Here is a 25,822-nt window from a genome sequence, read left to right on the forward strand (position 1 = left end):
TTGATCATCGACGCGCAGCATTGGCAGATGGTCGCCGACTTCATGGGCAAACATCTTCACCTTCCGGGGGCGCATCTGATCGAGCTCGACGAGCGCCTCGGTCTCGCTCTGGTCGGCGTGCCAGGGGTGGCGGACTGCGCCGCCGGGATCTCGGCGGCACAGCCCAAGGTGGTCGAGGCACTGACCGAGTCGGCGGCCGGCGACCCGATCGACCTGCTCGACCCGATCGACATCGTGCTCGGCGAACTGCGGGCCCAGCTTGCCCGCGCCTTCGGTGGCTGGTCGCCGGACATGGACAAGAACAGGCAGGTGGCCAACGTCGTGACCTGGCCCGGCACGAAGGGCGCCGCGAACGAGCCGAAAGTACCGAACGGGCCGGCGACCTGGCAGCAGGTCCTGCTCGAGGCGCTTCCCGGCGGTGTGGCCGACCCGGCCGCGGGCCGGGACGTCAAGATCGGCATTCTGGACACGCAGATGTTCGCCCATCCAAACCTGGCGGGCGCGTACCTCTCGGCCGAGCAGGGGCTTCTTCAGGCCGGGACGACCCTGTCGGCGGGAAACGGCCACGCCACGTTCGTCGCCGGTCTCGTGCACGCGCACGCGCCGGCGGCGATTCTGATCACCGATTTTTTCCTCAACCAGAACGAGTCTTCCGCACTGACCTGGGACGTGGCCAAGAAACTCGTCTCGTTCGTCGGTCGCGGTTTCGACATGGTGAACTTTTCGTTCGGATCACGGACCGGCGACGGAAAGGCCCCCTTCGCGATGCGCCGGGCGATCGAGAAGTTGTCGGCCGACACGCTCGTGATCGCGGCGGCCGGAAACCACGGCGAGACCGACCACGCGAAAGCACCCATGTGGCCGGCGGCGCTCCCGGGCGTCATCGCGGTGGGCGCGACCGACGGGAAGGGGCACCGTGCCTCCTTCAGTCCCGATCTGCCCTGGGTCAGGTGCGCGGCACCGGCGATCAACGTGCTGTCCACCTACCTGTCCGGCGAGGTGATCCAGTACTCCGAAGAGCACGTGAAGTTCCCCGGCTTCGCCCGGTGGAGCGGTACCTCGTTCGCCGCCGCGAAGGTGACCGGGATGGTCGCGGCCCGGACCGTGCCCGGGGTCGTGAGCGCGAAGGACGCGTTCAACCTGCTGCTGGCCGAAACGGATCCGGTGGTGAAGCCCTACGAATGGCGGCAGAATCCCTAGCATGCGGGACGACCCGGCAGTGGTGGACCTGGTCGAGCGCGCCCGAGGTGGTGACCAGGGCGCGTGGGACCAGGTCGTCGACCGGTACGCGGCGCTGGTCTTCTCGGTGTGCCGGCGGTTCCGCCTCACCGGCGCGGACACCGAGGACGTCACCGCCACTGTCTGGCTCCGGCTGGTCGAACGGATCGACGCGATCCGCGAGCCCGCAGCGTTGCCCGGCTGGATCGCCACGACCGCCCGGCGAGAGTGCCTTCGCGTGCTGCGGGGGCACGAGCGCCAGGTGCCGGTCGACGACGACGGGCTCTGGGGGGAGACGCCGGCGGCGTCCGACGAGTGGCTGATCGAGCAGGAACGGCAACTCGCGCTGCGGATCGCCTTCGCCGGACTGCCGGTGCAGTGCAGGCGGCTGCTGGCGCTGCTGTTCACCGATCCGCCGACGCCGTACCGGGAGATCGCGGACGAACTCGGGATGCCCATCGGCGGGGTGGGCCCCAACCGGGCCCGCTGCCTGGACAGGCTGCGGGACAATCCCGCGGTGGTGGCCCTGATGGACGTCAGCCCGACCGGGAGGTGACAACGATGCCGACGCACTGGAACGACGACGACTCCCTCGTTGCGGACCTGGGGAAGGCGCTGCGCGCTCGCACGGAGGTACCGGACCGGCTGGTGGAGATCGGCAAGGGGGCGTTCGCCATGCGGACGGTCGACGCCGAGCTCGCCACGCTGACCACCGCCGGCCTCGCGGGCGCGCGGGCGGAACCGGCGCGGTTGCGGACGATGACCTTCACCGCCCGGGACGCCGGCATCGAGCTCGAAGTGACCGAGGACGCCCTGCTCGGCCAGGTGGTGCCCCCGCGGGCCGGCGAGGTCGAGGTGCAGACCCGCGACGGTGCCGCCACGACCGTGACCGTGGACGACGTCGGGTGGTTCGTGATCCGGCCCCGGCCTGCCGGCCTGTTCCGGCTGCTGAGCCGCAGCGTGGACGGCACGAAGATCGTCACCGAATGGACCACCGCGTAGCCGGGTATCAACGGGCCGCCCGGCTCCTCCGCCTTCACGCACCCGCCGGACGACGGGTGCGCAGGCGAGGAGGGGTCTCATGGCACAGGCAACCGTTTCCCGGAAGCGTCCCTGCCGGAACTGCGGCGGACGCTACTTCGCCGCGACGATCTCGGTGTCCTGGGCGCTGCTCGCCATCGCCATCGCGCTCGGGGGCATCGCGAAGGCCGTCACCGTCAGTGGCGTGCCGGCCGCGGCGCACGGCGACATCCCGGACCCGGCCGTCATCGTCGCGGCCGGGTGCTGGGCGGTCGGCGGGGTCGTCGTCGCCGGGCTGGTGACGTTGGTCGGCCGCCGCTACCGCTGCATCGCCTGCGACAGCCGGCGGTGATCGCGCCGGCGCCCAGCGGGTGCGATCGGCTGCGCTGCGTAATCGGTCTGGACCACTCCGGTGGCGTCACCGAGGACTGGTCTTGACCACTGGCCACGCTCCGTGGTGACTCTTCCCTCATTGGTCTGGACCACGTAACGTTTGCGCAAACGGCGCAAAAACACCGCCCTGGTCCCCGCCGGCGGTGCCGGTTTCCGCCGTCCTGAACCTGGCTCAAGGGAGAGCGATGTCCAGAAAGAGATGGCACCTCCTCGGTCTCTTCACCGCGGTCGGCGCGCTCGCGGTCGGTCTCGTCACCGTGCCGGCCAACGCCGCCGGTGGCGTCGGCGCCGCCTTCACCAAGGGCTCCGACTGGGGCACCGGGTACGAGGGCAAGTACACGATCAGCAACGGCTCGGGCTCGACGCTCCCGTCGTGGACCGTCGAGTTCGACCTGCCCAGCGGCGCGAAGATCTCGTCGCTGTGGGACGGCAGCTACACCGCGTCCGGCCAGCACGTCACCGTCAAGAACTCCTGGAACGGCAACGTCGGCAACGGCTCGACCGCCAGCTTCGGCTTCAACGTCAGCTACTCCGGCACCTACTCGGCGCCGGCGAACTGCAAGCTGAACGGCGGCTCCTGCGAACCCGGCGGCGGCACCCCGACCACCACGCCGACGACCCCGACACAGCCGACCACCACCCCGACGACGCCGACCACGCCCACCACCCCGCCGACGACCACCACGCCGCCGCAGCCGGGCGCGCTGAAGAACGTCGGCTACTTCGTGCAGTGGGGCGTCTACGGCCGCAACTACCACGTCAAGAACATCGAGACGTCGGGCTCGGCGAGCAAGCTGACGCACATCAACTACGCGTTCGGCAACGTCAAGAACGGCCAGTGCACGGCGAACGACGACCCGTACGCCGACTACCAGAAGACCTACGACGCCGCGGGCAGCGTCGACGGCGTCGCCGACACCTGGGACCAGCCCGTCGCCGGCAACTTCAACCAGCTGCGCAAGCTGAAGAAGCTGCACCCGGGCCTCAAGGTGATCTGGTCGTTCGGCGGCTGGACCTACTCGGGCGGCTTCGGCCAGGCGGCGCAGAACGCGGCCGCGTTCGCGCAGTCCTGCTACAACCTGCTCAAGGACCCGCGCTGGGCGGACGTCTGGGACGGCATCGACATCGACTGGGAGTACCCCAACGCGTGCGGCCTGTCCTGTGACACCAGCGGGGCCGCGGCCTACAAGAACCTGATGGCCGCGCTGCGGGCCAAGTTCGGGTCGTCCTTCCTGGTCACCTCGGCCATCTCCGCGGACGGCAGCAACGGCGGCAAGCTCGACGTCGCCGACTACGCCGGTGCGGCGCCGTACGTCGACTGGTTCAACGTGATGACGTACGACTACTTCGGCGCCTGGGCCGCGCAGGGCCCGACGGCTCCGCACTCGCCGCTCACGTCGTACTCCGGCATCCCCACCGCCGGGTTCTACTCCGACGCGGCGATCCAGAAGCTCAAGAGCAAGGGCGTCCCGTCGAGCAAGCTGCTGCTGGGCATCGGCTTCTACGGCCGCGGCTGGACCGGCGTCACGCAGAGCACGCCGGGTGGCACCGCGACCGGCGCCGCGCCGGGCACGTACGAGGCAGGCATCGAGGACTACAAGGTCCTCAAGAACACCTGCCCGGCGACCGGCACCATCGCCGGCACCGCGTACGCCAAGTGCGGCAGCAACTGGTGGAGCTACGACACCCCGGCGACCATCGGCGGCAAGATGTCCTACGCCAAGCAGCAGGGTCTCGGCGGCGCGTTCTTCTGGGAGCTGACCGGTGACACCACCGGCGGCGAGCTCATCACCGCGATGAAGAACGGCCTGTCATGAGGCGCCGGTGGATGCCCGCACTCGGGCTGGCGGCCGCGGCCGCCACGATCGGCGCGATGTTCGTGATCGCGCCCGCGAACGCGGCGGGCGGCGTGTCCGCGACCTTCTCGAAGGGCTCCGACTGGGGCACCGGGTACGAGGGCAAGTACACGATCGCCAACGGCTCGGGCTCGACGCTCCCGTCGTGGACCGTCGAGTTCGACCTGCCCAGCGGCGCGAAGATCTCGTCGCTGTGGGACGGCAGCTACACCGCGTCCGGTCAGCACGTCACGGTGAAGAACACGTGGAACGGCAACGTCGCCAACGGCGGTAGCGCGAGCTTCGGCTTCAACGTGACGTACTCCGGTTCGTACGTCGCGCCGTCGAACTGCAAGCTGAACGGGGGTTCGTGCTCCGCCGGGGGCACACCCCCCACGACCACGACGCCACCTACGACGACGACCCCGCCGACGACGACCACGCCGCCCCCGCCGGGTGGCCGCGGCGCGCCGTACCTCTACATGGGCTGGGGCAGCCCGCCGAACCCGCAGACGGTGATGAACGCGACCGGGATCAAGTGGTTCACCATGGCGTTCATCAACGCCAGCGGTGGCTGCAACCCGGCGTGGGACAGCAGCCGTCCGCTGCAGGGCAGCGCGGACGCGACCGCGATCGCGCAGATCAAGGCGGCGGGCGGCCAGATCGTCCCGTCGTTCGGCGGCTGGAGCGGGAACAAGCTGGGCCCGAACTGCTCGACGCCTGCCGCGCTGGCCGGCGCCTACCAGCAGGTGATCAACGCCTACGGGCTGAAGGCGATCGACATCGACATCGAGAACTCCGACGAGTTCGAGAACGAGGCCGTGCAGGACCGCATCCTGAACGCGCTGAAGATCGTCAAGCAGAACAACCCGGGGATCCAGACGATCCTGACGTTCGGCACGTCGACGACCGGCCCCAACTACTACGGGAACCGGCTCATCGACCAGTCGAAGGCCCTCGGCGCGAACGTGGACGTGTTCACGATCATGCCGTTCGACTTCGGCGGCGGCGCGAACATGTACAACAGCACCGTGAGCGCGGCGAACGGCCTGCGCGACAAGCTGAAGTCGACGTTCGGGTGGAACGACGCCACGGCGTACGCCCACCTCGGCATCTCGGGCATGAACGGCCTGTCCGACCAGCAGGAGCTGACCGATCTGTCGACGTGGACCCAGATCACCAACTGGGCCAAGTCGAACAAGATCGCGCGCCTGGCGTTCTGGTCGGTCAACCGCGACCGCGGCTGCCCCGGCGGCGGCGTCCAGTCGGCGTGCAGCGGCATCGCCCAGAACGACTGGGACTTCACGAAGGTGACAGCGGGCTTCTGACGCTGTCGTGAACGGCCTCCTTGCCGGCTCCCCGGGCCGGCAAGGAGGCCTTTTCACATCATCTTGACGGCGTCGCCGATGGCCTGGTCCAAAATGGACACACCAAGCGCGATTTCCTCTTCGGACGCCGTCAGCGGCGGCGCGATCCGGAACACCCCGCCCATCCCGGGCAGCTGCACGATGTTCATGTGCAGCCCGAGTTCGAGACACCGCTGCGTGACACGCGCGCCGAGTTCGTCGGAACTCCGCTTGGTTTCCCGGTCCACCACGAGTTCGACGCCCGCGAGCAGCCCGCGGCCGCGGATGTCGCCGACGACCTCGTGGCGCCCGGCGATCTCTTCCAGGCCGCGGCGCAGCACCGAGCCCAGTTCGAGGGCCCGTGCGTCGAGGCGGTCGCGGGTCAGCACGTCCAGCACCGTGTTGCCGACTGCCGCCGGGAGCGGGTCCGACACGTGCGTCGTGAAGAACAGGAACCCGCGGTCGTGCGCCTCCTGCTCGATCTCCGCGCTGGTCAGCACCGCGGCCAGCGGCAGGCCCGCCCCGAGCGTCTTGGACAGCGTCAGGATGTCGGGGACGACGCCGTCGCGCTCGAACGCGTACCAGTTTCCGGTGCGGCACAAGCCGGTCTGGGCTTCGTCGAGGATCAGCAGCATCCCGCGTTCGCGGCACTTCTCGGCCAGTGCGGCGAAGTAGCCGGGCGGCGGTTCGATGATGCCGCCGGAACTGAGGATGGGCTCGACCAGGCAGGCGGCCAGGCTGCCGACGGACTGCGCGTCGATCATCTCGAACCCGAAGTCCAGCTGGCGACGCCAATCCAGCTCGCCGGACGCGTCGGTGAAGTCCGGGCGGTACGCGTTGGGCGCCGGGATGGCGAAGTTGCCGGGCGCGGCCGGGCCGTAGCCCTTCCGGCCGGCGCTGTACGTCGCGCTCGCCGCGGCCTGCGTCATGCCGTGCCAGGAGCGGGCGAACGAGACGATCTCGTGCTTGCCGGTGACGAGCTTGGCCATCCGGACGGCGGCCTCGTTGGACTCGGCGCCGGTGGTCAGCAGCAGCGCCTTGTCGAGCGGTGCCGGCAGCGTCTCGGCCAGCCGCCGCGCCAGGTCGACGACCGGGCGGCTCAGCATGCCGCTGAAGAGGTGGTCGAGCTTGCGCACCTGGCGCTGAACGGTCTCGACGATCTCCGGGTGCGCGTGCCCGAGGATCGCGCTCATCTGGCCGGAGGTGAAGTCGAGGATCCGGCGGCCGTCCTCGGTGAAGACGAAACTGCCCTCGGCGTGGTCGATGATCTCGCGGGTGAAGGCGCCGCCGTAACGCACGAGGTGCCGGTCGACGTCGCCCCAGAAGCTGTCAGCCATGCGTCGACGGTAAGTCCGCGGCGAGCGACACGTCCATCTCACGATTCCGGCTTTCGTGTTCGGTTTTGCTTCACAATCGGTGGATGCTGAACCCGTGGCGCCTGCGGCTGCTGAGCAGGCTCGACACCCTGGGCACGGTCCGCGCGGTGGCGCAGGACGCCAACCTGAGCGCGTCGAGCGTGTCGCAGCAGCTGGCCGTGCTCGAAGCGGAAACCCGCACCCAGCTGCTGGAACGCACCGGCCGCCGGGTCCGGCTCACCCCGGCGGGGCTGATGCTGGCCCGCCGGGCGCGGGTGATCCTCGACCACATGGACACGGTCGAGGCGGAGCTGCGCAGCCTCGGCGAGGAGCCGGTGGGCCTGGTCCGGCTCGGGGCGTTCCAGAGCGCGATCCACACCCTGGCCGTCCCGGCGGTGACGCGGCTGGCGCACCCGCACCTGGAGGTCCAGCTCCTGGAGCTGGAGCCACACGAGAGCATCCCGGCCCTGCGCGGCGGCGACGCCGACGTCATCATCACCACGACCGACTTCGTCGAGCTCCCGCTCGGCCCCGACCTCGACATCGTCCCGCTGGCGACGGACCCGATCGTCCTGGTGACACCGCCGGACGCACCCCGCGGCCCGGCGGTCCTGTCGGCCTACGCGGACGCGGCCTGGGCGCTGGACATGCCGCAGTCGTACATGGCGAACCTGACGCTGCGCCTGTGCCGCGAGTCGGGCTTCGAGCCGCGGGTGGTGTGCCGGTTCAGCAACTACCTGATGACGCTGCAGCACGTCGAGGCCGGCCTGTCGATCGCCCTGCTGCCGGGCCTGGCGGTGGACCGCCGGTACCGGGTGGCAACGCGCGAGCTGGCGACCCCGGTGACCCGCACGATCGTGGCGGCCACCCGCCGGGGGACGCCGTTGCGCGCGGGGGTGAACGTGGTGCTGGAGGCGCTGCGGCAGCCGCCGGACCTGCCCGACCTGGCGGAGTGGCACGCGCTGACTACCCGTCGTGGGAGCCCGACTTCAGAAAGTGATTGAGCGTGATACTTAGCCGCGTAGCTGGTAGATCTCTATGGGTGGAGGGGAGTCAACGTTCTTATCCCGCCGAGGCTTACGCCCCGGACGGGCGTCTCTGGTGGCAGCTGAGTGTGGCGCCGGGAACGAAGCAGCCGTTCGGCGACGAGCAAAAACTCGCTGCATGGCTTGCTTTCAACTGTGAGCTGGGCGATGTCATCACCATGCGTCAATTGCGTGCCGCTATCGGCGGTGAGGATGGCCCAAACGAGGCTGAGCACCTCAACCGGCGTCTTCGGATGCTGAGGCAGCGTGACGGCTGGCAGATTCCATCGGCAAGAGACGATGCCTCGCTCGGGCACGACGAGTACCGCTTGGATGCCAAGGGCTGGTACCCCGGGTCGGGAAAGGCCCGGCCGAGGCTAGACACTCCTTCGGACAGCGTGCGCCGCCAAGTTTTCGAGAGGGATGGGCGGGCTTGTGTCGTTTGCGGGGTCGCGGCTGGCGAGATGTATGACGACCGGCCCGGTAGACGTGTGCGCTTGACTTTGGGACATCGCGTACCGGGAAAGCGTCTTGATCGCGAAGTTTCCGTGAACGAGCTGCAGACCGAGTGCGCACGGTGCAACGAGACGGTGCGAGACGAGCTGCCAGACCCGGTGACATTGCCGGAGCTCCTTCCGAGGATCCGGAAACTGCCTCGGGCCGACAAGCGGACTCTGCTGGAGTGGGTTCGTGCTGGCGAGCGCACGAAGTCCAAGGTTGATTTGTTGTACGTGGAAATAAGACGCTTGTCCGCTGCTGAACGATCGCTGATGATCGAGAACCTCGAGAAGGGCGCTGGATAGCGCGCTGGACTCGGGCCGTGAGGGGATGTTCTTTACCGGTGACTGACGATAGTGATGAAGCCTTTTTCCTTGTTGCCGGACCGCCGGCTAGGGGAGACGATCCAGACCTGGACGCAGTGGAAGACCACCTCGTCCGAGCCGATCCCACGGGGAGCCGGGTGGCGGAAGTCCTCCGCGACACCTATGACCAGCTTCTCGACGGGCGCCGGAGAGGGCGATGGAATTACGAGGAACTCCGTAAGACCGAGAAGACATACATGGGCACGCTCGTCGAAATCAATCTCCATCGGGAGTTCGAGTTCGAGGATGGAGGTGTCACCGACTACAAGATCGCCGGTGTGGAAGTGGACTGCAAGTTCTCGCAGAAGATAGGTGGCTGGGAGGTCGGGCCTGAGCTCATCGGGCAGATATGCCTAGTTATCTGGGCTGATGATTTCAAGAGCGAGTGGCGCGCCGGTCTGGTCCGGATGACTCAAGACCGGCTTCGAACTAGTACCAACCGGGACGCCAAAAAGACCCTCAGCCTGCGCGGCCGGGAAAGCATTCGCTGGTTGTGGACGGACGCCGGGAACTTGCCGCCCAACATACTGTTGCACATGGAGCCGGATAAGCGGCAGAGGATAATGAACGCCCGCGCCGGGCGGGGTAATCGTCATGGGCAGGCGAGGTTGTTTCAGATGTGCCGCGAGCTGCACAACCAGGTCATCAGCCGGACGACGGTGGAGACTGTTGGCTGGGGGCTCGACGACCCGATGAAGCGGATGCGGAGCAATGGCGGTGCTCGCGAAAATCTTCGCAAGGAGGGCTTGCTGGTGCTCGGGCATCAGGATAACGATCCCGCCGTTATCGCCGCCCTCGGGTTGCCGCAACCGAGGAAAGGCCAGTTCGTCGTAACCCGAGTCGTGCCCGCTGAACCAGGTGATGTTCGGCCTGCGGCTGAGATCGAGGGTAAGCGCTGGCGTCGAGCCGAGGAATCTGATCCCCTCGTTACTGCTCCCCTTGTTCCGCGAAACTCCAGGTAAGGTGAATTGCGTCACCGGTGATCCGATACTTTCGAATCGGATCACCGGTGAAGGTCAACTGATTCGGGTGCGGTTTTTCAAGAAGACCTCGTGGCGTTCGTGGTCATCTTGTCCAGTGAAAGCCTTGAACTCGCCGAGTTCGTAACGGGGTACGTTATTCTTCACTTCGATCTTGATCTCGAAGTCTGCACTGAGCATCGTGATCCGCTTCTCCACCTCGCCGAGGTCGAGCGGCTCGCCTTGCCCATTCAAGATCTGATCGGCGCGGATGGATCCCTTTGCGCCCTTCAAAGCCTTATAGACAGGGTCGTGCTCGACCGTTTCGCGAGTGACTGGTTCGCCCTTGTGGTCGAGTGCGGCATGGATGGCTCTGCCCACGGCCTCTGCTACCGGCGGCGGGAACGCATTGCCGATCTGCCGGTACCGCGAGGTCTTCCTGCCTTCGAAGTCCCATTTCCCTTCGCCGGGGAAGCCTTGAATGCGTGCCACCATCTCGGTAGTCAGTTTCGGGCCTACGGCGAACTTGTCGCCGGGGCCGGGTGGCTCGTTGGCCACGCCGAGCGCGTCCACGCCTAGCTGGGCCCAAGCTCGCTTAGCACGGGTGGGCCCAAGATCAGCTCCTCCGTGCTTCTTGGAGCCGCCGACGATCGTGGGGGCGATCTTGTTGGCGCCTGCAGCCCACTCGTCGGCGTGCTCCCAGCCGTTCGACGCCATAAGGTCTCGCAGGGTCGTGCCCACTGTCGGTGCTTCACCCCCCTGCGGTTCCGGCCAGTGGAAGTAGGCGGCGTCTTCCGGCTTGAGGGCAACCAGGACGAATCGAGGGCGCAGTTGGGGAACCCCGAAATCCGATGCGTGAAGCAGGCGCCATTCTCCGATGTACCCGGACTCTGCCAGCTGGTCGAGCACGTGCTGCCGATAGCCGGCGAATCTCGGCAGGCTGAGTCCTCGAACGTTCTCGAGGAGCAGGGCACGGGGCTGGACTACCTCGACCTGCTTGATGGCCCACGCGAAAAGATCACGCTCGTCGTTGGCGCCGAGCTGCTTGCCCGCGATGGTGAAAGGGGGACACGGAACCCCGCCCGCCAGAAGGTCGACATTGCCCGCGTAGTGCCTCGGCTCCCAGACGGCTGGGTCCGCGACGTCGCCGACCGCGACCTTCGCATCCACCTCGAGGATCTTGTCGAAGTTGGTCTCGAGCGTCTTGGCGGCTGTTGCGTCGAGCTCAACAGCGAGTTTGTGCTCGAAGCCGGCGCGATGGAGGCCGAGGGCTTGGCCGCCAGCTCCTGCGCAGATCTCGACGACGGTGTACTTCATTTGCTGCCTTCCGGGTGGAGCGAGCTCACGCGCAGTCCTCGTCGGGTATCTTCCCCCACGGACTGGTGGCTCGGCTTGATTGGGTCGTGTGAGTGGTGAGCGTGTCGTCACGTGACAGCGGGAATGCCCGGGAACGTGCGCATGCCAGAGGTCTGTATCCGGCGGCCTCCAGCGAGGGAAGATCCCGGAACATGCGGGCGAACCGGCGGGCCGACACGAAGCCCGAGGTCGCGTTGCGTAGCGCGCTGCACCGGCTTGGTTACCGGTATCGCAAAGATTTCCGGCTCGACTTGCCAGAGGGTGTCCGGGTCCGGCCTGACATCGTCTTCACGGCCAGGAAAGTCGCTGTCTTCGTCGACGGGTGCTTCTGGCACGTGTGTCCGGAGCACGGCAGGGAGCCGACGTCGAACGAGTGGTACTGGACGCCCAAGCTGCGCCGGAACGTCGAGCGCGACCAAGCCGCCAACGAAGCTCTGGTGCGAGCGGGCTGGCGCGTGGTGCGAGTTTGGGAGCACTTGCCCATAGGGGAGGCTGTCGCCGTCGTGACAGCGATGATCGAACATGTGAACGACGGTAGCGCTGAGGGCTGACAGAAAGCTTGATCGCTTGCCTTGGAGTCACCGGAAGGAGTGACAGCGGCAGCTGGTCACACTTCGGTCTTCTCCTTGACCGGCAGCTCCGGGCTCGCGCCCCAAGCCAGCTCGGTGACCACCCGCACCGCGGCCGGCACCGCGGCCCGGACCGCCGCCGACAGCCCGAGGCCGCCGTCGACGCACGCCGGTTCGCAGCTCAGGACCAGGACTCGGCCCGCGTCGCCGCCCAATAGCCGCAGGAGGCGGATGACCGCGTCGCCGTGCAGGTCGTGGGTGTCCGTTGCCGACGTCAACGACAGTGTGCCCGGTGTGACGCCGTGCGGCGTTGCGTCCAGGAGGATCGTCGTGTCGTAGCCGCCCGTCAGGTCGTACGCGAGGTGGACCGTGGCGATGTCGTAGTCCGCTATCTGCACCCACGGTGGCAGGCCGGCCCGGTCGAGTTCCCTGATCACTTCGACGCCGAAGCCGTCATCGCTCAGGAAGATGTTGCCGATGCCCGCGACCAGGACTCGTGGCCTCATCCGTCCAGGCTAGAACTGTGAGTTCGATCACACAATAGTCAGAATTGGTCCTGCGAAGTCTCCGCCCGCGCGAGCCACAGCTCGGCCTCGTGGGCGGCACCCCGGACCCGCAGCATGCGCGCCAGGCTGAGCATGCCCTGGATGTCGCCGGTCTCGGCGGCGCGGCGGAACCACTGCTCCGCCGCCGTCAGGTCCTCGCGGTGCTCGGCGAGGTGGCCGAGGTTGGTCAGCGCGGGGACGCTGCCGTGCTCGGCGGCCTTGCGGTACCAGGCGGCGGCTTCGCCCTCGTCGCCGCGGTTGCGGGCCAGCACGCCGAGGTTGGTCATCGCGGCCGGGTCGCCCAGCTCGGCGGCGTCGAGGTACCAGCGCTCGGCCTCTTCGAGGTCGCCGCGGCGGTGCAGCAGCAGCCCGAGCCGGACGATCGCCTCGCTGTGGCCGCCGGCCGCGCCCTCGCGGTACCACGACTCCGCGTCGGACGGCCGGCCCAGGCGCTCCGCCTGCCTGCCGAGCTGGCAGGTGGCCGCGAGGTCGCCCGCCTGCACGGCCGACCGCCACCAGCGGGCCGCCTCGGCGGCCTGGCCGCGGTCGCGCAGCACGATGCCGAGGTCGATCATCGCGCCGGTGAAGCCCGCCTCCGCGGCCTGGCGCAACCACGACTCGGCCTCTTCGCCGCTGCCGTCTTCGCGCAGGAGCCTGCCGACCGCGGCCATCGACGGCAGGTCGCCGGCGCGGGCCGCCTCGCCGTACCAGTGCCGGGCGTCGTCGCGCTTGCCGCGCCGCTCGTAGGACTTGGCGAGGTACTGCATCCCGTGCGGCTCGCCGGCCAGCGCGGCCTCGTGGTACCAGCGCTCGGCCTCCTCGTGCGCGCCGCGGTCGGCGAGGAGGTGGGCCAGCGCCGTCATCGAGACGCGGTCGCCGCCCATCGCGGCCTTGCGGTACCACGACTCGGCCTCGGGCAGCTCGCCGCGTTCGCGCATCGCCGCGCCCATCCGGGCCATGGCGACGACGTTGCCGCCCTCGGCGGCCTTGCGCTGGAAGAACTCGTCGACTTTCTTGAGCCGGCCGGGCATCGGCTGCTCCCTCCGGATGGGTCCTGCTCCGGTAGTCGCAGAAGATCGGCTCCGTGTGACAGCTCCGCCGTGGGTGGGCGACGTCACATTCGCGCCAGGTCGTCGTGTCGGCGCGGTTGTCCCGCGTCGGCAGAGGCGACACTACGCCGCGCGACGGCGCAGGTGAGAGGAGAAAATCGTGGCGGCCCGGAGTTTTCGGCTGAGCGTGACGCAGCGAACCCTGCTGGTAATCGCGGTTCTGGCCGTCGCGCTCTTCGGGTACTGGGCGACGAGAGGCGCGGGCGCGGCCCCGCCTGCTTCGTCCTCGTCGGCGCCGGTACCGGTCAGCGCGGCCGACGCCCAGAAGCAGCTCGGCGAGCTGACCATCGCCGACCGGACGTCCATGGACGGCTACTCGCGCGAGAAGTTCCCGCACTGGGACAGCCAGGGATCCGGCTGCGACACCCGCGAGGTCGTCCTCAAGCGCGACGGCAAGGACGTCAAGACCGACAAGGACTGCAAGGCCACGTCCGGGACGTGGACCAGCATCTACGACGGCGAGACCTGGACCAAGGCGACCGACCTCGACATCGACCACATGGTCCCGCTCGGCCAGGCGTGGGCGAGCGGCGCGAAGTCGTGGACGACCGAGAAGCGCGAGCAGTTCGCCAACGACCTGACCCGGCCGCAGCTGTTCGCCGTCACCGACAACGTCAACCAGCAGAAGAGCGACAAGGCGCCCGACCAGTGGAAGCCGCCGCTGGTGTCGTTCTGGTGCACCTACGCGACGGACTGGATCGTCGTGAAGCACTACTACGGGCTGACCGTCACGCAGGCCGAGAAGACCGCCTTGACCGACATGCTGCGCCGCTGCTGAGCTGGCCGGCGTGACGACTTTCGCGCTGATCCACGGAGGCGGCGGCAGCGGCTGGGACTTCCACCTGCTCATCCCGGAGCTCGAAGCCCGCGGGCACGACGCGGTCGCCCCGGACCTGCCGATCACGGACCGCTCGGCCGGGCTGGCCGAGTTCACCGAGACGGTGCTGGCCGCGCTCGGCGACCGCACGGACGTCGCCGTCGTCGGCCACTCGTACGGCGGGTTCACCGCGCCGCTGGTCGCGGCGAAGGTCCGCGCCCGGCTGCTGGTGTACCTGACCGGGATGATCCCGGCGCCGGGCGAGCCGCCGGGGCAGTGGTGGGGCAACACGGGTTTCGCGGCGCCGACGGGGCTGAGCGAGACCGAGCAGTTCTTCAACGGCGTCCCGGCGGCGCTCGCCGAGGCGTGCCAGGCACGCGGGCGCGAACAGGTCAGCAAGGAGTGGGACGAGCCGTGGCCGCTCCCGGCGCACCCGGACGTCCCGACCCGCGTGCTCCTGGCGCGTGACGACCGGTTCTTCGTCCCGGACTTCCAGCGCCGCGTGGCGCGCGAGCGGCTCGGCATCGAGCCGGACGAAATCGACGGCCCGCACTGCGTACCGCTCAGCCACCCCGGTCCGCTGGCCGACCGACTGGTGAGCTACCTCTGACTGGGCCGTTCGACGGGTAAAGGTCTAGACCTATTGACTGCTTGGTCCAGGCCACTTACGGTCTTGACCAGCGGCGAACCCGCTGTGCGTCACCTCCACCCGGTCCCCACCACGGAGGTTTCATGCGTCTCGTGCTCGCGCTGGCGGCCCTCGCCAGCAGCCTCCTCGTCGCCCCCGCCGCCGAGGCCGCGACCCTGCCCGCCTGCCGGCACTTCTACCCCGGCCCGATCCCCGACCGCCCGGTCACCGGCGGGCACGGCCCCGGCACGCTCGTCGGCGCCGTGGACGTGAGCAACCGCCTGCCCGCGCCCGGCTCGGTCGGCGGGGGACTGGGCGGCGACGGGAAGGTCACCTTCACGTTCGCCCGGGTCCCCGGGGCGAAGGCCTACCGGGCTTTCCGCAACGGTCAAGCCCTCCAGTGGATCAGCGACTGGGGCCAGCCGACGCTCACGGTCACCGACGCGAGCCCCTGCCAGAACGCGAACTACCAGCTCTACGCGATGACCGCGGAGGACAACTCCCCGGGCTCGCTCGGCCAGATCTCGACCGCCTACCGCCTCGACGGCGCGAACCGGCTCGCCGCCTACCGCATCCCGGCGGGCACGACGCTGAACTACCGCGTCACCGCCTACAACGACGTCGCCCAGACCGCGCTCGGCTACCAGGCCGGCCCGGGCTTCTGCGCCGTCGACGCCCGGCTCGTCCCGTGGGGCACGCGGTTCTCCGTGCCCGGCTACGGCGAGTGCTACGCGGCCGACATCGGGAGCTGGATCAAAGACGACATCGTCGACGTCTGGCTGCCCGGCCCCCAGGCGGACGCCTGGGGGATCCAGAGTCTGACCCTCACCATCCGCTAGCCGCCCCAAGGGGCACTTTCACGTGAAAGTGCCCCTTGGGCGATTACCAGCGGTCGAGGTGCAGGACCTCCTCGAGGGGCTGCCGCGCGGCCGGCTTGAACGTGTCGCCCGTGTAGAACGCCGTCGGGATCAACGCCGCCTGGTGCACGTTCTTCGGCAGGCCCAGCACCTCCGCCGCTTCCTGCTCGTACTTCAGGTGCAGCGTCGTCCACGCCGTGCCCAGCGTCACCGACCGGGCCGCCAGCATGTAGTTCCACACCGCGGGCAGCAGCGACGCCCACAGCCCCGCCTGGTTGCCGGACGGCAGTTCCGAGGACGCCGTCTCCAGGCAGGGGACCACGAGCACCGGGACGTCACCCATCCGGTCGGCCAGGTAGGCGACGCTGTCCCCGACCCGCTGCTGGACCGCGGCCCGTGCCGGGTCGTCGGCGAACAGCTTGCCCGCCGCGTTCGGGGACGCCAGGTACTCGTGGCACGCCCGGCGGTAGATCCCGCCGAGCGCCGCCCGCTGGGCCGCGTCGGTGACGACCAGCCACTGCCACCGCTGCGTGTTCGACCCGCTCGGCGCCTGCAGCGCCACCTGCACGCAGTGCTTGACCAGGTCGAGTGGCACCGGGCGCTCGAGGTCGAGGCGCTTGCGGACGGTCCTGGTCGTGGTCAGCAGCTCTTCGGGCGTCATCATCGGCCCATCATGCCGGGCTCACCAGCGGTCGTGCACCAGCGGACGGATCAGCTCGTCGTAGGTTTCGCGGACGGCCGCGAGCGCCTCGGACGACAACGGCGGAAGCGAAGCCGCCGCGGTGTTGGCCGCAGCCTGCTCGGCGTTCCGCGCGCCCGGGATGACCGTGCTGACGCCCGGCTGGTCGATGATCCAGCGCAGCGCGAACTGGGCGAGGGTCTGACCGGACGGCACGAGCCCGCGCAGCCGCTCCACGGCCTGCAGCCCGACGTCGTACGGCACGCCGGAGAAGGTCTCGCCGACGTCGAACGCCTCGCCGTGGCGGTTGTAGTTGCGGTGGTCGTTCTCCGCGAACGTCGTCTGCGCGGTGTAGCGGCCGGAGAGCAGGCCGGACGCCAGCGGAACCCGCGCGATGATCCCGGCGCCCGCCTCCGCCGCCGCGGGCAGCACGCGCTCCAGCGGCTTGAGGCGCAGGCAGTTCAGGATGATCTGGACGGAAGCCACGTTCGGCCGCGCCAGCGCGGTCAGCGCCTCTTCGCAGGTCTCGACGCTCACGCCGTACGCCTTGATGCGGCCTTCCTCGACCATCGCGTCGAGCGCGTCGTACACCGCGTCGGAGGAGTACACCGGCGTCGGCGGGCAGTGCAGCTGGACCAGGTCGAGCGTGTCGACGCCGAGGTTGCGGCGCGACCGGTCGTTCCACTCGCGGAAGTTCGCGGCGACGTAGTTCTCCGGCACCTGCTCGACCCGGCGGCCCATCTTCGTCGCCACGAAGACGTCCCCGCGCTCGGCCAGGAACCGGCCGACCAGCCGCTCGCTGCGGCCGTCGCCGTAGACGTCCGCGGTGTCGAAGAAGGTGACACCGTTGTCGGCGGCCGCGTGCAGCACGGCCAGCGCGTCGTTCTCGTCGACCTCGCCCCAGTCCGCCCCGAGCTGCCAGCAGCCGAGCCCGACGACGGACACCTCGCGGCCCAGGCGGGCGATCTTCCGGTTCTCCATGTCGCGATCCAAGCACACGCCCGGCGCCTATGATCGGCCGTCATGGCGATGACTGCGGGTCCGGAAGGGCTGGGGACCCGGATGCGGCACGTCCTCGAGATCCTCGACGGCGACATCGCGCGGTTCCTCGCCGACATCGGCCTCGACGACTACCGGCCGCGGTACTCGCCGGTGGTGCGGGCGCTGCTCGCACGCGGCCCGCTCGCCATCCGCGACCTCGCGGAAGAGATGCGCGTGACGCACTCGGCGGCCAGCCAGACCGTCGCGCAGATGAACCGGGCCGGGTTCGTGACGCTCGAGCCGGGCGCCGACGCCCGGCAGCGGATCGTGTCGCTCACCGAGAAGACGCGCGGCCTGCTGCCGCTGATCGAGGCGGAGTGGACGGCGACGACCGAGGCGACGGAAGCGCTGGAAGCCGAGCTGCCGTACTCGCTGCGCGCCCTGCTCGACGCGATCATGGAGGCGCTGGAGCGCAAGCCGTTCCGGCAGCGGATCGGGGAGACCGGCGCCGCCCGGGGACTGAGCTGATCAGGCGTCCGGCAGCTGGAAGACCGCCCAGACGTACTTGCCGCCGGGGCAGCGTTCGAAGCCCCAGTCCAGCGACAGGGCCTGGACCAGCACGAGGCCGCGGCTGCGGGCCTCGGCCGGGGACGGCGCACGCAGCTCGGGCAGCAGCCGGCCGGTGTCGTGCACCCGCAGCGTCAGCCGCCCGCCGTCGAAGTCCATCTCCAGCCGCTGGGGCCGCTCACCGTGCTCGAAGGCGTTGGTGACCAGCTCCGACGTCGCCAGCAGGACGTCGTCGAGCTGCCGCTCCCGGACGCCGAACCGCAGCAGCGCCGCCCGGACCTCGTGCCGGGCCAGCGCCGGGGCCGTCACGTCGGCCGGGAGGAGCACCCTCAGCGGGACGGCGGCCGCGGCTGCGCGCTGCGGCATTCTCGACGTCGTCATCCGGTCCCCCTCCCAGTGAGTTCGGTCCCGCCCGCCAAGTACCCAAGCGGCCGAACGGCTAATCAGGTGCCGTCGGCCAGCTCGGATTCGTCCAGGCCGGACCGCAGTTTCTTCAGTGTCGCGGCCAGCAGCCGCGACACCTGCATCTGGGACACCCCGACGCGGCGGGCGATGTCCGACTGGCTCATCCCCGAGCCGAACCGCAGCGCGACGATCTTGCGCTCCCGCTCCGGCAGGCTCTCCAGCATCGGGCGCAGCGCCTCGCGCAGCTCGGCCTGGCCCAGCTCGGCGTCCGGCGCCCCGAAGCGGGTGTGCGCCGCGTTCTCCAGCAGGTGGTCCAGGGACGCGCCGTAGCGGCCCTGCCCGGCGCGGAGTCCTTCGTAGACGTCCTCGATGGGCACCCCGAGCCGCGCGGCGATCTCACTCGGCTTCGGCGCGCGCGAGAGCTGCACGGTGAGCTCCTCGCGCGCGGCGGAGATGTTCGCGTTCAGCTCCTTGAGCCGCCGCGGCACCCGCACCGACCAGCTGTTGTCCCGGAAGTGGTGCCGCAGCTCCCCGGAGATGGTGGGGACGGCGAACGCCAGGAAGTCGGTCCCCTGCTCGGGGTCGAACCGGTCGACGGCGTGGATCAGCCCGACCGTGGCGATCTGGACCAGGTCCTCCATCGCCTCGTCGCGGTTGCGGAACTTCCGGGCCAGGTTCCGCGCCAGCTCCAGGTGCGCGCGCACGAGGGTGTCGCGGATGCGTTCCCGCTCCGGCGAGTCCGGCGGCGAGGCGGCGAGTTGCACGAACAGCGCGCCGACGTCGAGGTCGTCCCCGCTGCTCCCGGCGGGATCGGTCACGAGTCCGCCGCCTGGCTCTCCCGGACGAGGTCCACCCGGGACACGTAGCGGCCGTTCTCCGGGGTGATGGTGCGTTCCGCCGTCGTCGCGAGGGCGGTCAGCAGCTGCCACGACAGGCCGGCGTCGTCCTCGTGGTCGGCGCTGTCGGCCAGCACCGACACGGAGACCTCGATGCGCGGCCCGTTCCAGGAGAAGACGCACGTCAGCCTGCCGTCCGAGCTGGCGGGCAGCAGCAGCGAGCAGGCTTCGTCCACCGCCATCCGGAGGTCCTCGACGGCGTCGAGGTCGAAGTCCTGGCGCATCGCGATGTCGGCCACGATGGTGCGCAGCGTGGGTACGACGTGCGGGATCGCGGCCGTCCGCACCTCGATGACCTGCGCGCCTTCGGGGACGAGCGGGGCGTTGTCCTCCACGTTTGTTCCTTTCTCCGCACTCGCGCTGCCGGGGATCGGCGGTCTCTGCCACGCCCGGTCAGCGAGATGCCCGTGGTGTGAGCAAACCAAACCCGGGTTTGATCCGCTCCACCGGCGGGCATGTAGGTCCTCGACACGGGACATCCGGGGAAAGGCAGGGACGACATGGCTGACGTGAGCCGGCTGCCCAACGTGGTTGCTGAAGAGTGGGAATGGCAGCTGCGCGGCTCGTGCCGGGGTGCGGACAGCAGCCTTTTCTTCCACACGGACAACGAGCGGGGTTCGGCGCGGGAGCGGCGTGAGTCGCGGGCCAAGGCCATCTGCCAGACCTGCCCGGTGCTGGCCCAGTGCCGGCAGCACGCGATGACCGTCCAGGAGCCCTACGGCATCTGGGGCGGCCTCGGGGAGATCGAGCGACGGCAGCTCTTCCTGCGCCAGCGCAGGGCGGCGCGGAAGGCGATGAGTGCGCACTGAGAAGCGCGCTGAGCAGGCAGGATTTGATCGCTGGTGAGCAGTACACGCGAAAGGGCGGCGGCCGTGGCGGGCGCGGTCGCTTCCTGGGTTAGGGTTGGCCCCGGAGTTGCCTTGACCGTGCCCGGCGCGAGCTTTGGGAAGGCACGGTGACACGGTTGCCGCTTGAGACAACAGGCGCGTACCCGGCGCAGGAGCAGCGCCTGACGAGGAGAAACTGCATGCCCGCAGCCGACCAGAACGCCACCCCGCCCGGGTTCGGCATCACGCTGGACACCGACGGGACGGAACCCCGGGTGGTGGTCACCGGCGAGCTCGACCTGCTGACCAGCCCGCAGCTGCAAGAAGCCCTGGCGGGGCTGATCGCGGACAAGCGCGCGCAGCGGGTCGTGGCCGATCTGACCGGGGTGACCTTCTTCGATTCCTCCGCGCTGAACGTGGTGCTCCGCGCACAACGCCAGGCCGGCGAGCAGGACGTCGAACTCGCGGTCGTCCCGAGCCCCGCGGTGAGCCGGGTGATCGAGCTCACCGGCGTGGCCGAACACCTGAGCGTGTCGGAGGACCCCCAAGCCTGACCGCCCGCTACGGTTCCGCGGACTGATTTTTCCGCGCGGACCTGGGGACGGCACGATGATGGGGCGGACGCACGCCCTGACCGGCTGGTGCGCGGGCTTGGCCATCGCGCCCGCGGTCGGGGCCGGTTCGGTGCACCAGGCGGTCGTCTTCGCGGCGACCACGGCGGGGTTCGCTCTGCTGCCCGACCTCGACCACCCCGGAGCGAGCGCGTCCCGGCTGCTGGGCTGGCTGACCGGCGCGCTGTCGTGGGTGCTGCGCCGCGTCTCGGCGGGGTTCTACGCCCTGACGAAGGGCCCACGCGACGAGAAGGTCTCCGGCAAGCACCGCCACCTGTCCCACACGGTCCTCTTCGCGGCCGGCCTCGGCCTGCTGACGTCGTGGGGCACGACGCAGGGCGGTCCGTGGGCGGTGGTCGGCGTGGTGGTCTTCGGCCTGATGCTGGCCGAGGGCGCACTGGGCGACTGGCTGCTCCCGGTGAGCGGCGCGGCGGTGGCCTGGTGGTTCTTCACGGCACCACCCGACCGAGCGGGCGAACTGGCGGCGATTTCGGGCTGGCTCGGCATCGCGGTGGCGGCGGGCTGCGTGACCCACTGCCTCGGCGACGCCCTCACCGAGTCCGGCTGCCCGTTCCTGTTCCCGATCCCGATCGCCGGCGAGACCTGGTACGAGATCCGCCCGCCCCGGGTGTTGCGCTTCCGGACGGGCAAGAAGGTCGAGAAGCGGCTGATCTTCCCGGTGTTCGCGCTGCTGGGAGTGCTCCTGGTCCCGGGGGTGTGGGACTACACGGTGAGCACGTTCGAGCGGCTGTTCATCCCGCCGTCGAGCCAGCAGGCGACCACGCCTTGAGCCGCTCGGCCGCGGCGGCGGTGTCCGTGTAGTCACGCGAGTGGGCGATCTGTCCGTTTCGGACGGTCAGAACCATGACGTAAGAAACGACGAACGGCTCGCCCCGAACCTCCTGTCGCAGGTCGAACTCCGCCACCACCACCGCGGGGTCGGTCGTCTCGTGAACCACGACGTTCTCAACCCTCGTGATCCGCCGTGACCCGGCCGCCGCGTGGAAGCGGCGCCGCAGCTCTTCGCGGCCCTTCGTCACTCGGGGTGCGCCCGGCGGGGTGAAGGGCATCTCCAGGGTGACGTCCTCGGCGTAGAGGTCGGCGAGGTCGTCCCAGCGGTTCTCCACCGAGGCGGCGAGGAACCGGTCGAACACGGCGCGGGCGGAAGCCTGGCTGGGCGGCATCGGAATTCTCCTGCCAAACTGGACGTTGAATCGGAACGGTGGGCCCGCTTAGGACGATACGGAGCGCGCGTTCCGGTTGTCAACGAGGAGAACGTGATGGAGAAGATGCGCGCCGACGCCCGGCGCAACCGGGCCAAGGTGCTGGCCGCGGCCGAAGAGGCCTTCGCCCTCGACGGCCTGGCCGTGCCGCTCGACGACATCGCGCGGCTCGCCGGCGTCGGGGCGGGCACCGTCTACCGGCACTTCCCCAGCAAGGAGGCGTTGTTCCAGGCCGTCGTGCTCGAACGCATCCAGCAGTTCGCCGAGGAGGCCCGCGCGCTTGCCGCCGCCGAAGAACCCGGGAAGGTCTTCCTCGACTACTTCGTCCGCGTCATCCGGCAGGCGTCGCTCAACCGGGCGATCTGCGACGCCCTCGCCGAGTCGGGCGGCCACGCCTTCAAGGCCGGTGCGGGCGCCGAGTTCCGCGCGGCGCTGAGCGAGCTGCTCGCCCGCGCCCAGGCCGAAGGCGCGGTCCGCACGGACATCGACGGCGACGACCTGCGCGCCCTCATCGCCGGCTGCCTCGCGGCCGAGCGGTACGCGCCGGGCAGCGGGCACCTGATCCGCGTGGTCATCGACGGCCTGCGGGCGTCAGGTCCCGCAGCCTCCGCAGCGGCGACCACACCATGATCGCCGCCGACGCCAGCACGCCGGCCGCCGCGATGTGGAGCGTCGCCCGCATCCCGAGGGTGCTCGCCAGCGCGCCGCCGAGCAGGCTGCCGAGCGGGACGGCGCCGAAGATGAGCGTGTGGGTGATCGAGTTGACCCCGGCCGAGCAGCTCGGCCGGTGCGGCGGCCTGCCGGAAGCTCATGGCGAACACATTGAGCACGATGACGCCGTAGGCCGTGAAGATCCCGGCGACGACGTAGCAGGTGAGCGCCCAGCCTGGGCCGGTGAACGGGTAGAGCTGGTAAGCGAGGCCGTACAGCACCGCCGCGCCCACCAGTGCGCGCGCCCCGCCGATCCGCGCACCGATCCACCGCGCGGTGAGGCCGCCGGCGAGGGCGCCGGTCAGCGTCACCGTGCCGAGCAGCCCGATCGCCCACGGCGAAAGGCCGACATCACGGGCGAGGAACACGACGACAATGGCCAGGTGCACGGACTGGAAGAAACTCGACACGGCACCGTGCAGGCTGATGGCCAGCAGGATCCGGTCGTCGCGGACCGCGCGGAGGCCGTCGCCGATCTCCCGGAGCAGCCGGCGGGGCCGGGGTTCGGGACGCACGTCGGGCGTTTCGATCCGCCGCAGCCACAGCGCCGACCACAGGTAGGTGACCGCGTCGACGGCCAGCGCCGCGGTGGTGCCGAGCGCCTGCACGACCAGCCCGGCCAGGCCTGGGCCCGCGACCGCGGCCATCGACAGGTTCGTCTGGAGCCGGGAGTTCGCGTCCGGCAGCTGCTCGCGCGTGACCAGCCGGGGGACGTAAGTCTGGTGCGCGATGTCGAAGAACACGCCCAGCAGCCCGGTCCCGAGCACCACGACCAGCAGGTGTGCCAGCTCGAGCACGCCGAACAGCGCGGCGACCGGGATCGACGCGATCAGCGCCGCCCGGCCGAGGTCGGCGGCGATCAGCACCGGGCGGTGGCGCATCCGGTCGCACCAGGCGCCGACCTGCAGGCCGAGCACCAGGTACGGCAGGCTTTCCGCCGTCCGCAGGAGCGACACCTCGAAGACCGATGCGCCGAGCGCGGTGACCGCGAGCAGCGGCACCGCCAGCACGTCGACCCGGCTGCCGAGCTGGCTCACCAGATCGGCGAGCCACAGCCGGCGGAAGTCGCGATTCGCCAGTGCCCCCATGTCTTACATCTGACACGCTCAATAAAGTTGAGTCAAGGAGACTCAAGTGGCACTGTCGGTAACAAGACGTAAGATCAACGCGAGTTAGTCCTCGAACCTGCGCTGAGCGTGGCGAGGGGGGTGCCCGGATGAGTGGTCGTCCTACCTGGGGTTCCGCCGCGGTCACCGGGCTGGCGGGATTCGCCACCGGGCTGCTCGTGGCCGCGCTGCTCGTCGCCGGGCGGAGCACGCCGCGCCCCGTCGACACCGTCACCTCGCCGCCGACCCGGACAGTGGCCGCGGTGCCCGTCACCGTCACCTCGTCCGTGCCGCCGTCCACCGTCACGTCCGTCGAGACGTCCCCGCCGACGACCACCACCAGCTTCGTCGAGGTCACCGTCCAGCCGACGACGTCCGTTACGCCCACCTCGCAGACCCCGTCGTTGCCGTTCACCACGGGATGGCGCGACTGACGATGCAACCCCGCGGCCGCCTGCTCCGTCTGGTCGGCATGCGGTACCTCGTGGGATTCGCCGTGCTCGCCGCCGTGACGACCGGGTGTGCCGGGGCGGGCGCCGGGCCGGAACAGGCCTGCACGGCCATCGGCATGCCGGTCGGCATCAGCCTGTCGATCCCGTCGCCGGACGGCGTCACGAAGGCGACGCTCGAAGCCTGCTGGCGCGGCCAGTGCGTCACGCGCGACCTCGGCCTCTACCCCGAGACGTCGGCGGGCGCGACGACCTGCACGGGCACCGGCCCGGACGACTCGTGCGGCACCTCGGCGCGCCCGACCGGCGGGCTCCACGGCTTCGCCGACATCCCGGGCCTGCCCGCCGAGCCGGTCAAGGTCACCGTCCGGTTCGACGACGGGAAACCGCACACCGTCGAGGTGACGCCGGCCTTCGGCGAGCCGAACGGGCCCGGCTGCGGAACGGGCGGCCCGCAGGCGCAGCTCGTGGCCGGGGAAGGCCACGAGCTGCGGGTGCGCTAGACGAGTAATGCGTAACTCGGTCAGTGGTCGTAGGCGGTCAGTGATCGGGTGATGGGTTGGCCGGTGGCGCGGTTGTGCCAGATGGCGGCGGTGAGGGCCAGGAGGCGTTGGGCGACGCGGACGCCGACGCCTTCGATGGTGCGTCCACCGTGCTGTTCCAGGTTCAGCTGGCCCTTGAGGGTGTCGTTGACCGACTCGATGAGCTGGCGGATGGACTTGAGCAGCGGCTCACCGGGATGCGGCTTGCGGTTGCGGTAGGACGGCCGGATCAGCCGGACCCCGCGCTCGGCCAGGAAGCGGTCCAGTTCCGCGGAGACGTAGCCCTTGTCGGCGATGATCAGCAGCCCCGGACGTTCGGTGAGCAGGTGGGGTTCGTGGTCGCAGATGGCCATGAGCACCTGCCGCTCGTCGACCTTCGGGTCGGCCAGCGCCCAGGCGACCGGGAGTCCGGCCGGGGTGCAGACCAGATGCAGCCGCAGTCCCCAGAACCAGCGCGAGTGTGAGCGGCAGAAGCCATACTTTGCCCAGCCGGCCAGCTCCGAACGCTGGACCGTGGGTCGGGAGCGACCGCATTCGACCGGGGTGGAGTCCACGATCCAGGTGGTGTCGGTCCACAGGTCGGTGTCCGCCGCCAGCCAGCGCATGACCTGCTTGACCAGCGGCAACGCGGCACGCAGCCGACGGTTGTAGCCGGACTGGCCAGGCAGATAGCGGAACGCGCCGGGCATCCGGGCGGGCAGGAACCGCAGCCAGCGGGCCTCGGAGGTGAACCCCAGCAACGCCTGGGCCACGGCCAAGGTCACCAGCTCCGCGTCGGTCAGCTTCGGCGGCCTGCCCACCCGCCGCCTGCCGGCGAGGTGGTCGTCGATCTTGACGTAGAGTGCGGTGAGAAGGGTGTTCAGGTCTGTCGTCACAAACCGATCTTGAACACCCTTCGCCCATCTCCAGCCACCACCCAGACTTACGCAT

At 69.8% G+C, this 25,822-nt stretch carries 31 protein-coding genes and 1 pseudogene; 20 read left to right on the forward strand and 12 right to left on the reverse strand.

The genetic code is table 11. The features are described from left to right. The 6 genes from BLW76_RS09005 to BLW76_RS09030 all read left to right on the forward strand — a co-directional run bounded on the left by BLW76_RS09005 (nucleotide 1) and on the right by BLW76_RS09030 (nucleotide 5,794). Nucleotides 1-1,200, forward strand: coding sequence for a S8 family peptidase (locus BLW76_RS09005; RefSeq protein WP_167384521.1), 1,200 nt, complete (start codon nucleotides 1-3; stop codon nucleotides 1,198-1,200). Nucleotide 1,201: 1 nt separating this feature from the next. Beyond that, nucleotides 1,202-1,774, forward strand: coding sequence for an RNA polymerase sigma factor (locus BLW76_RS09010; protein ID WP_091305372.1), 573 nt, complete (start codon nucleotides 1,202-1,204; stop codon nucleotides 1,772-1,774). A gap of 5 nt (nucleotides 1,775-1,779) precedes the next feature. Then, complete coding sequence (locus BLW76_RS09015; protein WP_091305373.1) at nucleotides 1,780-2,220, forward strand: hypothetical protein; 441 nt, start codon at nucleotides 1,780-1,782, stop codon at nucleotides 2,218-2,220. A gap of 79 nt (nucleotides 2,221-2,299) precedes the next feature. Beyond that, the gene (locus BLW76_RS09020; RefSeq protein WP_091305375.1) at nucleotides 2,300-2,590 is read left to right on the forward strand and encodes a hypothetical protein; all 291 of its coding nucleotides are present in this window, start codon (nucleotides 2,300-2,302) and stop codon (nucleotides 2,588-2,590) included. 226 nt (nucleotides 2,591-2,816) lie between these two features. After that, the gene (locus BLW76_RS09025; RefSeq protein WP_091305376.1) at nucleotides 2,817-4,448 is read left to right on the forward strand and encodes a glycosyl hydrolase family 18 protein; all 1,632 of its coding nucleotides are present in this window, start codon (nucleotides 2,817-2,819) and stop codon (nucleotides 4,446-4,448) included. Beyond that, nucleotides 4,445-5,794 carry a cellulose binding domain-containing protein gene (locus BLW76_RS09030; protein WP_091305377.1) on the forward strand — a complete coding sequence of 450 codons (1,350 nt, stop codon included), beginning with the start codon at nucleotides 4,445-4,447 and terminating at the stop codon, nucleotides 5,792-5,794. Before BLW76_RS09025 ends, BLW76_RS09030 begins: the two co-directional genes overlap by 4 nt. Before the next feature lie 53 nt (nucleotides 5,795-5,847). On the opposite strand, the gene BLW76_RS09035 is transcribed toward BLW76_RS09030, so the two are convergent. Beyond that, on the reverse strand, nucleotides 5,848-7,149 hold the full coding sequence (locus BLW76_RS09035; RefSeq protein WP_091305379.1) for an aspartate aminotransferase family protein: 1,302 nt from the start codon (nucleotides 7,147-7,149) through the stop codon (nucleotides 5,848-5,850). 83 nt (nucleotides 7,150-7,232) lie between these two features. On the opposite strand from BLW76_RS09035, the gene BLW76_RS09040 reads away from it, so the two are divergent. From BLW76_RS09040 to BLW76_RS09050, 3 genes are all read left to right on the forward strand, one after another. After that, complete coding sequence (locus BLW76_RS09040) at nucleotides 7,233-8,171, forward strand: LysR family transcriptional regulator (RefSeq protein WP_091305380.1); 939 nt, start codon at nucleotides 7,233-7,235, stop codon at nucleotides 8,169-8,171. 110 nt (nucleotides 8,172-8,281) lie between these two features. Further along, nucleotides 8,282-8,995 carry an HNH endonuclease gene (locus BLW76_RS09045; RefSeq protein WP_091305381.1) on the forward strand — a complete coding sequence of 238 codons (714 nt, stop codon included), beginning with the start codon at nucleotides 8,282-8,284 and terminating at the stop codon, nucleotides 8,993-8,995. Nucleotides 8,996-9,033: 38 nt separating this feature from the next. Further along, the gene (locus tag BLW76_RS09050) at nucleotides 9,034-10,017 is read left to right on the forward strand and encodes a NaeI family type II restriction endonuclease (protein WP_091305383.1); all 984 of its coding nucleotides are present in this window, start codon (nucleotides 9,034-9,036) and stop codon (nucleotides 10,015-10,017) included. Nucleotides 10,018-10,071: 54 nt separating this feature from the next. Here the strand turns inward: BLW76_RS09050 and BLW76_RS09055 are convergent, their stop codons facing one another. Next, a complete protein-coding gene (locus BLW76_RS09055) occupies nucleotides 10,072-11,331 on the reverse strand; it encodes a DNA cytosine methyltransferase (RefSeq protein ID WP_091305385.1) in 1,260 nt (419 codons plus the stop codon). A gap of 101 nt (nucleotides 11,332-11,432) precedes the next feature. Here BLW76_RS09055 and BLW76_RS09060 point away from each other — a divergent pair, with 101 nt between their 5' ends. Continuing rightward, on the forward strand, nucleotides 11,433-11,921 hold the full coding sequence (locus BLW76_RS09060; protein ID WP_091305878.1) for a very short patch repair endonuclease: 489 nt from the start codon (nucleotides 11,433-11,435) through the stop codon (nucleotides 11,919-11,921). 56 nt (nucleotides 11,922-11,977) lie between these two features. Here the strand turns inward: BLW76_RS09060 and BLW76_RS09065 are convergent, their stop codons facing one another. After that, on the reverse strand, nucleotides 11,978-12,445 hold the full coding sequence (locus tag BLW76_RS09065) for a hydrogenase maturation protease (protein WP_091305386.1): 468 nt from the start codon (nucleotides 12,443-12,445) through the stop codon (nucleotides 11,978-11,980). A gap of 38 nt (nucleotides 12,446-12,483) precedes the next feature. Beyond that, nucleotides 12,484-13,515, reverse strand: a complete 1,032-nt coding sequence (locus BLW76_RS50380) for a tetratricopeptide repeat protein (protein WP_091305388.1) — start codon at nucleotides 13,513-13,515, stop codon at nucleotides 12,484-12,486. A 178-nt stretch (nucleotides 13,516-13,693) separates the two neighbouring features. Between BLW76_RS50380 and BLW76_RS09075 the strand changes: the two genes are divergently transcribed. The 3 genes from BLW76_RS09075 to BLW76_RS09085 all read left to right on the forward strand — a co-directional run bounded on the left by BLW76_RS09075 (nucleotide 13,694) and on the right by BLW76_RS09085 (nucleotide 15,877). After that, entirely contained in the window at nucleotides 13,694-14,371 is a 678-nt protein-coding gene (locus BLW76_RS09075; protein WP_091305389.1) for an HNH endonuclease family protein, read from the forward strand. Between the two features lie 10 nt (nucleotides 14,372-14,381). Then, complete coding sequence (locus BLW76_RS09080) at nucleotides 14,382-15,020, forward strand: alpha/beta fold hydrolase (RefSeq protein ID WP_091305391.1); 639 nt, start codon at nucleotides 14,382-14,384, stop codon at nucleotides 15,018-15,020. Between the two features lie 122 nt (nucleotides 15,021-15,142). Continuing rightward, the gene (locus tag BLW76_RS09085; RefSeq protein ID WP_091305392.1) at nucleotides 15,143-15,877 is read left to right on the forward strand and encodes a 3D domain-containing protein; all 735 of its coding nucleotides are present in this window, start codon (nucleotides 15,143-15,145) and stop codon (nucleotides 15,875-15,877) included. A gap of 43 nt (nucleotides 15,878-15,920) precedes the next feature. Here BLW76_RS09085 and BLW76_RS09090 read toward each other — a convergent pair whose 3' ends face one another. Continuing rightward, complete coding sequence (locus tag BLW76_RS09090; RefSeq protein ID WP_091305393.1) at nucleotides 15,921-16,559, reverse strand: nitroreductase family protein; 639 nt, start codon at nucleotides 16,557-16,559, stop codon at nucleotides 15,921-15,923. An 18-nt stretch (nucleotides 16,560-16,577) separates the two neighbouring features. Continuing rightward, nucleotides 16,578-17,555 (reverse strand): aldo/keto reductase, encoded by a 978-nt coding sequence (locus tag BLW76_RS09095; protein ID WP_091305395.1) that lies wholly within the window; start codon nucleotides 17,553-17,555, stop codon nucleotides 16,578-16,580. A 48-nt stretch (nucleotides 17,556-17,603) separates the two neighbouring features. Between BLW76_RS09095 and BLW76_RS09100 the strand changes: the two genes are divergently transcribed. After that, the gene (locus BLW76_RS09100; RefSeq protein WP_425266002.1) at nucleotides 17,604-18,083 is read left to right on the forward strand and encodes a MarR family winged helix-turn-helix transcriptional regulator; all 480 of its coding nucleotides are present in this window, start codon (nucleotides 17,604-17,606) and stop codon (nucleotides 18,081-18,083) included. Here the strand turns inward: BLW76_RS09100 and BLW76_RS09105 are convergent, their stop codons facing one another. The 3 genes from BLW76_RS09105 to BLW76_RS09115 all read right to left on the reverse strand — a co-directional run bounded on the left by BLW76_RS09105 (nucleotide 18,084) and on the right by BLW76_RS09115 (nucleotide 19,758). Beyond that, entirely contained in the window at nucleotides 18,084-18,503 is a 420-nt protein-coding gene (locus tag BLW76_RS09105; RefSeq protein ID WP_091305398.1) for an ATP-binding protein, read from the reverse strand. A gap of 62 nt (nucleotides 18,504-18,565) precedes the next feature. Next, a complete protein-coding gene (locus BLW76_RS09110) occupies nucleotides 18,566-19,345 on the reverse strand; it encodes a SigB/SigF/SigG family RNA polymerase sigma factor (RefSeq protein ID WP_091305400.1) in 780 nt (259 codons plus the stop codon). Further along, the gene (locus BLW76_RS09115; RefSeq protein WP_091305401.1) at nucleotides 19,342-19,758 is read right to left on the reverse strand and encodes an ATP-binding protein; all 417 of its coding nucleotides are present in this window, start codon (nucleotides 19,756-19,758) and stop codon (nucleotides 19,342-19,344) included. Before BLW76_RS09115 ends, BLW76_RS09110 begins: the two co-directional genes overlap by 4 nt. 165 nt (nucleotides 19,759-19,923) lie before the next feature. On the opposite strand from BLW76_RS09115, the gene BLW76_RS09120 reads away from it, so the two are divergent. From BLW76_RS09120 to BLW76_RS09130, 3 genes are all read left to right on the forward strand, one after another. Further along, a complete protein-coding gene (locus BLW76_RS09120; RefSeq protein WP_091305403.1) occupies nucleotides 19,924-20,232 on the forward strand; it encodes a WhiB family transcriptional regulator in 309 nt (102 codons plus the stop codon). 218 nt (nucleotides 20,233-20,450) lie between these two features. Next, nucleotides 20,451-20,804 carry an STAS domain-containing protein gene (locus BLW76_RS09125; protein ID WP_091305405.1) on the forward strand — a complete coding sequence of 118 codons (354 nt, stop codon included), beginning with the start codon at nucleotides 20,451-20,453 and terminating at the stop codon, nucleotides 20,802-20,804. 58 nt (nucleotides 20,805-20,862) lie between these two features. Then, nucleotides 20,863-21,651, forward strand: coding sequence for a metal-dependent hydrolase (locus BLW76_RS09130; RefSeq protein ID WP_091305880.1), 789 nt, complete (start codon nucleotides 20,863-20,865; stop codon nucleotides 21,649-21,651). On the opposite strand, the gene BLW76_RS09135 is transcribed toward BLW76_RS09130, so the two are convergent. After that, the gene (locus BLW76_RS09135; protein ID WP_091305406.1) at nucleotides 21,614-22,045 is read right to left on the reverse strand and encodes a nuclear transport factor 2 family protein; all 432 of its coding nucleotides are present in this window, start codon (nucleotides 22,043-22,045) and stop codon (nucleotides 21,614-21,616) included. The two genes, BLW76_RS09130 and BLW76_RS09135, sit on opposite strands and share 38 nt — an antisense overlap. Before the next feature lie 96 nt (nucleotides 22,046-22,141). On the opposite strand from BLW76_RS09135, the gene BLW76_RS09140 reads away from it, so the two are divergent. Then, nucleotides 22,142-22,714, forward strand: a complete 573-nt coding sequence (locus BLW76_RS09140) for a TetR/AcrR family transcriptional regulator (protein ID WP_091305408.1) — start codon at nucleotides 22,142-22,144, stop codon at nucleotides 22,712-22,714. Between the two features lie 197 nt (nucleotides 22,715-22,911). Here the strand turns inward: BLW76_RS09140 and BLW76_RS09145 are convergent. Next, nucleotides 22,912-23,883, reverse strand: a pseudogene (locus BLW76_RS09145) (MFS transporter); the annotation flags it as partial. Nucleotides 23,884-24,011: 128 nt separating this feature from the next. Here BLW76_RS09145 and BLW76_RS48365 point away from each other — a divergent pair. Together BLW76_RS48365 and BLW76_RS09155 are read left to right on the forward strand one after the other, a co-directional pair. After that, nucleotides 24,012-24,335: a hypothetical protein gene (locus BLW76_RS48365; RefSeq protein WP_167384522.1), complete on the forward strand. Its 324-nt coding sequence runs from the start codon at nucleotides 24,012-24,014 to the stop codon at nucleotides 24,333-24,335. Nucleotides 24,336-24,373: 38 nt separating this feature from the next. After that, nucleotides 24,374-24,853: a hypothetical protein gene (locus tag BLW76_RS09155; protein WP_244170094.1), complete on the forward strand. Its 480-nt coding sequence runs from the start codon at nucleotides 24,374-24,376 to the stop codon at nucleotides 24,851-24,853. Nucleotides 24,854-24,873: 20 nt separating this feature from the next. Here the strand turns inward: BLW76_RS09155 and BLW76_RS09160 are convergent, their stop codons facing one another. Beyond that, complete coding sequence (locus BLW76_RS09160; protein ID WP_091304040.1) at nucleotides 24,874-25,767, reverse strand: IS982 family transposase; 894 nt, start codon at nucleotides 25,765-25,767, stop codon at nucleotides 24,874-24,876. Nucleotides 25,768-25,822 lie beyond the last annotated feature (55 nt).

Source organism: Amycolatopsis tolypomycina, assembly GCF_900105945.1.
GTDB classification, from domain to species: domain Bacteria; phylum Actinomycetota; class Actinomycetes; order Mycobacteriales; family Pseudonocardiaceae; genus Amycolatopsis; species Amycolatopsis tolypomycina.